This window comes from Paraburkholderia sp., from assembly GCF_049581445.1.
GTDB lineage: Bacteria > Pseudomonadota > Gammaproteobacteria > Burkholderiales > Burkholderiaceae > Paraburkholderia.
This window is the reverse complement of the sequence record NZ_JBAURZ010000072.1, coordinates 1-8,295: the sequence shown is the minus strand read 5'-3', so window position 1 is coordinate 8,295 and position 8,295 is coordinate 1. Positions and strand designations below refer to the sequence as shown.

General features: G+C 60.9%; 7 protein-coding genes. 2 read left to right on the top strand and 5 right to left on the bottom strand.

Going from position 1 to position 8,295, the window contains the following annotated elements; all coding sequences use genetic code 11:
• The 5 genes from WCA85_RS05630 to WCA85_RS05610 form a co-directional block, all read right to left on the bottom strand.
• The coding region (locus WCA85_RS05630) for a pilus assembly protein N-terminal domain-containing protein (protein WP_424062181.1) at positions 1 to 671 on the bottom strand (671 nt) is incomplete at its 3' end.
• 137 nt (positions 672 to 808) lie between these two features.
• Entirely contained in the window at positions 809 to 1,627 is an 819-nt protein-coding gene (gene cpaB / locus WCA85_RS05625; RefSeq protein ID WP_424062180.1) for a Flp pilus assembly protein CpaB, read from the bottom strand.
• Between the two features lie 55 nt (positions 1,628 to 1,682).
• Positions 1,683 to 3,080 carry an ATP-binding protein gene (locus tag WCA85_RS05620; protein ID WP_424062179.1) on the bottom strand — a complete coding sequence of 466 codons (1,398 nt, stop codon included), beginning with the start codon at positions 3,078 to 3,080 and terminating at the stop codon, positions 1,683 to 1,685.
• A gap of 192 nt (positions 3,081 to 3,272) precedes the next feature.
• Positions 3,273 to 3,806, bottom strand: a complete 534-nt coding sequence (locus WCA85_RS05615) for an A24 family peptidase (protein ID WP_424062178.1) — start codon at positions 3,804 to 3,806, stop codon at positions 3,273 to 3,275.
• Positions 3,807 to 3,918: 112 nt separating this feature from the next.
• Positions 3,919 to 4,119 (bottom strand): Flp family type IVb pilin, encoded by a 201-nt coding sequence (locus tag WCA85_RS05610; protein WP_424062177.1) that lies wholly within the window; start codon positions 4,117 to 4,119, stop codon positions 3,919 to 3,921.
• Positions 4,120 to 4,854: 735 nt separating this feature from the next.
• On the opposite strand from WCA85_RS05610, the gene WCA85_RS05605 reads away from it, so the two are divergent.
• Together WCA85_RS05605 and WCA85_RS05600 are read left to right on the top strand one after the other, a co-directional pair.
• A complete protein-coding gene (locus WCA85_RS05605) occupies positions 4,855 to 5,781 on the top strand; it encodes a phosphatase PAP2 family protein (protein WP_424062176.1) in 927 nt (308 codons plus the stop codon).
• A gap of 460 nt (positions 5,782 to 6,241) precedes the next feature.
• Positions 6,242 to 7,762 carry a sigma 54-interacting transcriptional regulator gene (locus WCA85_RS05600; protein WP_424062175.1) on the top strand — a complete coding sequence of 507 codons (1,521 nt, stop codon included), beginning with the start codon at positions 6,242 to 6,244 and terminating at the stop codon, positions 7,760 to 7,762.
• Positions 7,763 to 8,295: the final 533 nt, after the last annotated feature.

Here is an 8,295-nt window from a genome sequence, read left to right as displayed (position 1 = left end):
GGGCTGGCACGCTGCGTATAGGCCTGCGCGAGTTCGACGATGCGCTGCGCCTTGCTCGCGTCCGTCACCATGCCGGTGAGGACGATGGAGTCCCCGGCGGTTTTTACCTGTACGCCGGTTTCCTCGGGCATGAGCGAAGCGAGGGCTTGTTGCAGGCCTGCCGGATCGGCACCGACTACCACATCGATCACGCTGCAAGAACCGCTCTTGCCCTGCACGATCATGTTGGTGGTGCCGATATCGGCGCCCAGCAGATAGAGCGTCTGGGGTGACACCAGCATCGCCTGGACCACCGAGGGGTTGCCCACCGTGCGCTCGCGGATCGGTTCGCGCAAATTCACCATGGTCGACTTGCCTAACGGCACGACAACCGTGGTGTGCTCGCCAACCGGTCCGGAGCAGTTCGGTCCGCGCGCCGACGCGGCGGCGCTCGCGGAAGGTGCGGGTTCGGCGGCGCCGATCGTGAGACGGATCGGCCCATTGGAGGCAACCGTGTACGGCGCCGGCGCTTCAGCACTCTGCGCCGGAATCGTGCTAGTCACCATGCCAACGGCGCTGCTCGCCGCATGGGCGCCTTCCGCCTGAGCCGACGGCAACATCCACAGGAATGCACCAATAGCACCGAGCATGATCGTCAGGGCGAAGCGCGTCCCGGCCGTTCGTTGACTCACTTCGTACCTGTGTGACGCGCGTGTTGGGCGCCGTGATTTCGCGTTCATGTCCTTCCCCCGTTATGGTGCTGCCTGTGCTGCCTGTATTACTGGTCCACTGCTTATGTTTTAGTTGCGCCGCTCTGTGGCGACGCCAGTCAGAAACATTCTTTTGAGGTCTCGCCTGCGCTGATCACGCGAACGCAGTTACTCGGCGCGCGTGCTGCTACATGCACAACCGCATGGACCGGCGCTGAAGCGGGCACCACCGGCGCGGCGACATTCAGCAGACTTGCCCGTGTCGCACCGCCCGTCAGGGTCGCCTGAGGATCGACCTGATTGCGCAGCACCAGCGAAAGCGTGCCGATACTGCGCGCAAGGTCGATCTTTTCAGCCTGTTCCGGCGTGACTTCCAGCGTGACGGCATCCACGACCTTTGGTTTCGTATCGTCGCGACCCACTTCCTGAGCGATCGCCAGCACCAGAATCTTTTCAAGCACGATCTTCGAGATGTTCTGGTCACGCGCCGCGTTGGCGTCTTTCTGGGTGTTGACGATGATGTCGACGTAATTCCCCGGCAGCGCGAAACCCGCCACACCGATCACATCGTTCACACGCACCGTGATCGCCCGTTTGCCTTCGTTGATCACCGCCGACAGGCCGCCAAGCGTGCCGACCGGCGAAAGCTTTGCCTCCAGAACCGGCTCGCCGTTCAGCGTGCTTTCCTTCAGTACCCGGCCGTCGAGCTTCTGGATGTCGGCGAACGAGCCAGGTGGCACGCTGGTAGACGGCCAGTCCACGGCCTTCAGAAGGTCGGGGGTCAGGCGCTGGCCGAGATTGATATCGGCAGAGGCCACGACGACCTTGGTCGTTGCCCCCGAGGTCTGCGCGGACATCCAGCGCGAGCCGAACACGACTGCGCAGAGCCCCGCCGCCGTTGCGATGAGCAACATCAAAACCGCTCGTGAATTCATCATTTCGTTCTCCTGCTTTTACCCATCGGATGGCGACATACCCAGCCACGGTTTTTGTTCAAGCGGTGGCAAACTTCCTGAGCACGTCTGCTGGCTGGGGCGGTTTAGCCGCCGCCACCTCTGGACCGCCGGCGTGCGCGAAATAACTGCTCCATGCGCGATACAAGGTGTCGGGCGTCGCCACCGGCGCTTCCTCGCGGTAGCTAGCCTGCGCGGCTACCAGACCCAGCAGATCGCGCGGGTAGCAGGCCAGCAGCGGCCGTCGTGCCGGTTGGTGCAAGCGCTGGATCAGATAATCGAAGGCATCGTCGTCTGAGCGCACGCCGAGTTCCTTGCAGAAACGGTCGTACAGCACGCGGTATTCATTTGGGCTGAGCGCACCCACGTAGAGCTTGCAGCCGAGGCGCCGCAGAAAGGCTTCGTCGCCGAGTTGGTCCGGTGTGAGGTTGCTCGAGAAAGCGAGGCGCACATCGAATGGCAGCGAAAAGCGTGCACCGCTCTGCAAGGTGAGCGTCTCCGTCCCGCGACCGAGCGGCACGATCCAGCGGTTCAACAGATCTTGCGGTGCGACGCGCTGACGGCCGAGATCATCGACGATGTAGAGACCGTTGTTGGCCTTCATGTGCCCAGGCGCCTGATAAAAGCCGGTGCCCGGGTCATAACGCAATTCGAGCATGTCCAGCGTCAGTTCGCCGCCGGCCATCACGACCGGGCGCTGGCAGCGTTGCCAGCGACGGTCAGGTACGGCCGCGAGCAGCAAGCTGTCTTCCGCTGCGACCACTGGTACGTGGATCAACGGATCGAACACCTGCACGATCGCACGCTCGATCAGCAAAGCGTGCGGGACGTCGATCGTACCGGGCAACAGTCGCGCGAGGCTCTCCGCAAGATGTGTCTTGCCGCCACCTGCCGGACCATAGAGCAGAATCGGACGGCCTGAATTCATCGCGCCGCCCAGTTCGTCGATCAACACGTCGCTAATCGTGAGGCCCGCCAGCGCGGCACGCGCGAAGGGGCGCGAGATACGCACGAGGTTGACCGACTGGCTGCCGATGGCTTGCGTATACGATTCAAGCGTCACGGGCGCCGGGCCGATATACGCGCATTTCGCCAGATAGCCGATCGCCCGCACGCGACCTTCTTCGGTGAGTTGATACTGGACGTCGAAGTCGGAGGCACCGCGATGGGTGATTTCGAGCTGACGCTCGCGGATCATGAAGCTTGTGATCTCGTCGAGGACAGGGATGGGCAGCTTGAGCCGCTCAACGAGTTGGACCACGCTGATCTTGCCTTCGACAGCGGCGGCTTTCGCGGTCAATTCCGCGAGAAATTGCAGATCGAGCCCGGTCTGCCCGACTGTCTGCGGCGCGCGACGCGCGTTGGCTGTAGATGATTCATCGCCGCGTGAACAGATGTCACGGGTCGCGCCGTCCCCCGGCTCCAGCGTAGTGTTCATCGTACTTCCCCGTATTGGCCCGTCTATATTTCTTGTTTAGCCGGCTTGCCCTCATCACACCCTGGGGTGCGCGTGGCTGCCGGATGACTGGCACCTCTCTCTGGAGACCCAAGTCGTTTTTTTACTGCGCCTGCTTCATGCCGCTTCGATTCGTTTGTCTCTGCTTGCCGTCACACGGAAACCTCTCTTGCTTCACACGCCTGCCATCAACGTACCCACTGCGCCGAGCGCAATCGCCACACCGAAAGGCAACCTGCCCACCGACCGCACGCTCATCGTGCCGTTAGCCGTGCCGGCTTCGTTCGTCCCACTCGACATCGTGATCAACATCGACATGGTATTGCTCAGCCCTGCCCGCACCCGTTTGCGTCGCAGCAGCCAGACGAGCGCCCAGATACCGCCAATCGCACTCGCTATCACCGCGATCTCTAACGCAAGCGCCGCGCCACAGAGTGCACCGACCGCCGCCATCAGCTTCACATCGCCGGCGCCGAGCGCACGCATCAGATAACCCGGCAGGAGAATGAGGCCACCCGCGAGGCAACCGCCAAACCAGATCTGAATTCCGTCGTGCGCACCGTGCAGGGTGATCTGTAACGGCAGCGCAACGATCAGCGCAGTCGCGACCAGCCAGTTTGGAATGCGCCGTGTACGCCAGTCCCACACGGCGGCAACGATCACCAGTGCGACGACACAGTGACCCGCCGGAAACGGAACGCCGCTCATTGCTTACCTCCTCAACGCGAGTTGACACACCTGGTGGCGTGGAAGCCGTGGCCTGCTCTGCCTCATCAACAAGTTCGTGAGGCAGAGCGGGCGTCTTGGGTGTGGCCGCTCCTCAGCCCCCGGTCGCGGTATTAACCGTACCGGCCGCCGTGCCCAGTGCGGTCGAGATGGAATCGAAGATGGCCGAGAGGTGCGTGCCGATAGCTGTGGCGCCAAGGATGATCATGACCGAAATCAGGCCAGCCAGCAGGCCATATTCGATGGCCGCTGCGCCTTCTTCGTCACGCAAAAACTGTTGAATTGTGCTCTTCATACTAACCCCCGTAAGAGAAAAATTAACTACCCAAAGTCCGGGTTCTTATTGGAAAGGCCCGAACATCACCCCGCCTGGCCCGGCGGGAAACTGGTAGATCCGTACCTCGCAAAACCGATCGGATGGACGACTGGGAGCATCGCTTCATTCGTTCGCATCACAGACCGTTTTGCGCGATGGGTTCCACCGCCCTCCGGCATGCACAACAGGCCAGTGGCCCATTGCGCCGTCGAAGTTCTGTATCGCGTTCACAACCGGTATTGCGACCGCGACTATTTTCGTTGAGGGCGTTTAGAGCAATGTGTGTGCCATGCAGGCGCGAAAGCCCATCTTTACGTGCGTCGGGCGAGAACTGCGGTAGCCGGTGAAGCATCGCGCGCCGCGAACGTTGCACAGCCTTTACAACTTTTGTTGCAGCGGTGAAGCTTAAACGGCCTGGCCGAATCGCTGATGCTGTATGGCCGGCTAACTGAAAGAGCAAGCATTGGCGCTGGTTACGTGACTGTTTGCGGGCAAACTGCCGTGCCTGAGGCATGCCAATTTGCCATTGAAGCCATCACCGAAAAATGTGTCGCAAGTTTGAGACGAGCCTTTGATCCATAAAAAATCGCTGAATTGACGGGTACTGGACGTCCCGAAATTTATTTTCTAAAGTTTCATTTCGGATTGCCGATAATGCCGTTAATCGAGAACCCTAACCGGGTTCCACAAGTATCAAGCTGCGGGGAGCACCACATGAGTAGCACACCGATGGGCAGTATCGGTCGTGGCGGTATGGTCGCCCGACTCGATCTGAAATGGTCGATGCTTGCCGCCGTCATGGTGCTCGACGCGGTGTGGATGATCCGCGGCAGATGGTCGATCCAGCTTGAAAGCGTGCGGACCTGCTTGCTGATCGTGCTCGCCTTTGCCGCGCCGCTTGCTTTTAGGCGTATCCGTCAGCACTCGAATGCAGTGCATTTCTGCGAGGCTATGGCTTTCTCCTTGCTGTTTGCGAAATCGGGCGCCGTGCTGAGCTATCTCGTCGTCACCACGAATTTCCCGCTGGTGGACGGCACGCTGGCCGCCATGGACAAGCGGCTCGGCTTCGACTGGCTGAGCTATTACCGATCGGTCGGAGCCCACCCGTATTACCACCGCGCGATACGTTTCGCGTACACGAACATGGTGAACGAGATCTGGTTCGTGGCGGCCTTTCTGAGCTTTACCGGTCGGCTGTCGCGTCTGCGGGCGTTCCTGCAGCTCTCGTCAGTGACCCTGCTCGTTGCCATTTTCGTTTCACTGTTTTTCCCCGCTGCCAGTGCTGCCAAGTACTTTCAGGCGCAGACCCATGTGGGCGTACCGGGTTTCTCCCAATTCGAGCCTTTGCGGGCGGGGACGCTCACCACGATTGACCTGAACGCCATGCAGGGGCTCGTTTCGATGCCCTCGTTCCATACGATCATGGCCATTCTGTTTTGCTGGGCGGTGCGTCGAACGCCCGCGGCCCTCGTGCTGATTCCGTTGAATATCGCGCTGGTGCTTGCTACGCCAACTGAAGGCGGCCACTACCTCGTTGATGTGATCGCAGGCGCTGTTGTGGCGTTTTGCGCTATCGCTGTACTTGACAGGCGTGAGGCCAAAAGTGTGTCCGGTTTGGAATTGAAGCAGACCGCAGCATAAAGCGCACGAGGTGGATTTAGGGAAACGCGTAAAAGAATTTTGTTGCATCAACGTGCCCTCGAATATCCCTTCGCCATCCTCACGGAATAATTTCCTATAGCAATTTGAAACGCTTTGCTCTATGTTGACATTCATGCGCCATTCAGAGCGCATCGTAAAAGTCAAAAAGTCGGCCAACCAAAAGAGATACGGGGGTATCAAAACATGGTTAAGCACCATCGACTACAGCGTGCGGATCGGCGCGCCCTTCATCTGCGGCGGCTCCACGCCGCACACACTCAACTGTCTGAACAGGCCTGTGCGCACAAGCAACAATAGCCGCGACGGTTTGCATCGGACTCCGACATTGAAAGCGGCCCCACAGTAAACCTGCAGTCATAGGGCCCAATTCGATGCGATTTCCGCGTGCGGCGTGTTTGCTGTCGCAACGCCATGCGCGCGGAACCAGGACGGGGGCATCATGGACACGATCAGCACGTCAGGCGCTGTGCCGCGCACAGCGTTGTATCTTTCTTCCGCTCACGACGAGCGCGTCGCCGAATTTCTGGCGCAGGCCGGCTGGCAAGTCGAGCGCGCCAGTTCGATCGCCGAGATAGAGCGCGTGCTGGAGCGGCATGAGATTCCGGTTGGTCTTGTCGACGTGCCTGTTCGCTGGACACCGCAGCAACGGCACACGCTGGCATCGTGCATGGAGCGCAACCAGACCACCTGGATTGCCCAGGTGACGCCCGGTCAGACTGAGGACGAAACGCTGCGCCGCTTTATCCTCGACTACTGTTTCGATTTCGTTACTATGCCTTGCCTCGACGAACGCCTGCTGTTCGCGCTTGGCCATGCACATGGACTCGCTGGCTTGCGCGGCAGCGGCGCGACGCCTCAACTGTCGCTGGGCAAGCACGAAATGATCGGCCAGTGCGACGCAATGCTCAAGCTGTATCGAGGCATCGAAAAATGCGCGAACACAGACGCCCCTGTGTTTATTGCCGGCGCGTCCGGTACGGGCAAGGAACTCACGGCACGCGCTATCCATGAACGCTCGACCCGCGTCGGACACGAGCATGTCGCGATCAATTGCGCGGCTGTGCCCGCTACGCTTCTGCAATCCGAACTGTTCGGCCACGAGCGCGGCGCCTTTACAGGCGCCACGCAGCGCAAGATTGGACGCATCGAAGCGGCGCACGGCGGCACTCTCTTCCTCGACGAAATTGGCGATATGCCGATTGAATGTCAGGCGGTGTTGTTGCGTTTCCTGCAGGAAGGCACCATTGAACGGCTGGGCGGCAGCGGTCCGATCAAGGTCGATGTGCGGGTAATCTCCGCCACCCACGTGGATCTCGAAGCCGCTGTGGAGAGCGGCCGGTTTCGCGCCGATCTTTATCACCGCCTGTGCGTGCTTAAACTGCAGGAGCCGCCGCTGCGCGAACGTGGCGGCGACATCAAGTTGCTCGCCCATTACGCGCTCGGCATGTTCAGGCAGGACAACGCTCGCAAACTGCGCGGCTTCACCTCGGATGCGATCACGGCAATGTGCAACTACCCGTGGCCCGGCAACGTGCGCGAGTTGTTCAATTGCGTACGGCGCGCGGTCGTGATGGCAGAGGGTCGTTTCATTACCGCGTGCGACCTCGGTTTACCGGTGGACCCAGCATTCTCGCCGCGCACCCTCGCGGAGATTCGCGCCGAGGCTGAGCGCACCGCGGTTCAGCAGGCGCTCAAGCGGCACGGCTACAATCTTTCCGGTGCGGCTGAAGAACTTGGTGTTTCACGCGCCACGTTGTACCGCTTGATGAACGCAGTGGGCGTGCGCACCGAGCCGGCGCCAATACGGCTTTTGCGCACTCAGCAGAGCCAGGAAAGTCAGGAAAGTCAGGACAGCGACGAAATCCAGCAAACACCTGGCGCCGCGAACTCGCGCGGCAAACTCGCTGACGAGGCTACCCACCTGGACGAAGCCCGGCTGCTTGCCAGCCAGGAAATCTGACCCCCCGGGGGCAGCCCCCACTATTCCAGCAGATTCCGCCGCGCGCCCCCTTCGCACGGTGGATTTGCAGGGCACGCCGGCTCCCCCTTTTTTCGTCTCACGGACCGCCCGCAAAAGCCCTGCGCGCCATGCGACGTCGCTCGCGCTGCGCAACTCGGGAGGCCTCTCTCAGTCGAGAAGGCATAATCTTCCCTAAGCCTGCGTTTACGATCAGCTGACAACGCCGTCCGTCACCACGATTCGGGCGGCATCATGCCCTACTGTGCGGAACTTGCCTCATCCGCCCGCTGTCGTCATATATTCAGTCATTTCGGTCAAAGCTGACCTCAGTCCGGACGCCGCTGCACATGGTTGCGTGTAGCCGCCGTCCCGCCAAATCTCTATGCGCAAATTAATCGTTGTCTGGTTCCTGATCCTGTTCGCCCTGCCTGCGTTCGCCGCAGCGGCGAAGCCAGCGGCTTCCGCCCCCCCCGCCGTAACGTTGACGCCCGAGCAGGCCCGCCAGGCGCTGGTGGTTCTCAACGACCCGCAAC

What these genes read in the sequence shown, in the direction of transcription:
- WCA85_RS05600 (WP_424062175.1), top strand. Translation starts at nt 6,242, where the DNA reads ATGGACACGATCAGCACGTCAGGCGCTGTGCCGCGCACAGCGTTGTAT.
- WCA85_RS05620 (WP_424062179.1), bottom strand. Translation starts at nt 3,080, where the DNA reads ATGAACACTACGCTGGAGCCGGGGGACGGCGCGACCCGTGACATCTGT.
- cpaB (WP_424062180.1), bottom strand. Translation starts at nt 1,627, where the DNA reads ATGATGAATTCACGAGCGGTTTTGATGTTGCTCATCGCAACGGCGGCG.
- WCA85_RS05605 (WP_424062176.1), top strand. Translation starts at nt 4,855, where the DNA reads ATGAGTAGCACACCGATGGGCAGTATCGGTCGTGGCGGTATGGTCGCC.
- WCA85_RS05610 (WP_424062177.1), bottom strand. Translation starts at nt 4,119, where the DNA reads ATGAAGAGCACAATTCAACAGTTTTTGCGTGACGAAGAAGGCGCAGCG.
- WCA85_RS05615 (WP_424062178.1), bottom strand. Translation starts at nt 3,806, where the DNA reads ATGAGCGGCGTTCCGTTTCCGGCGGGTCACTGTGTCGTCGCACTGGTG.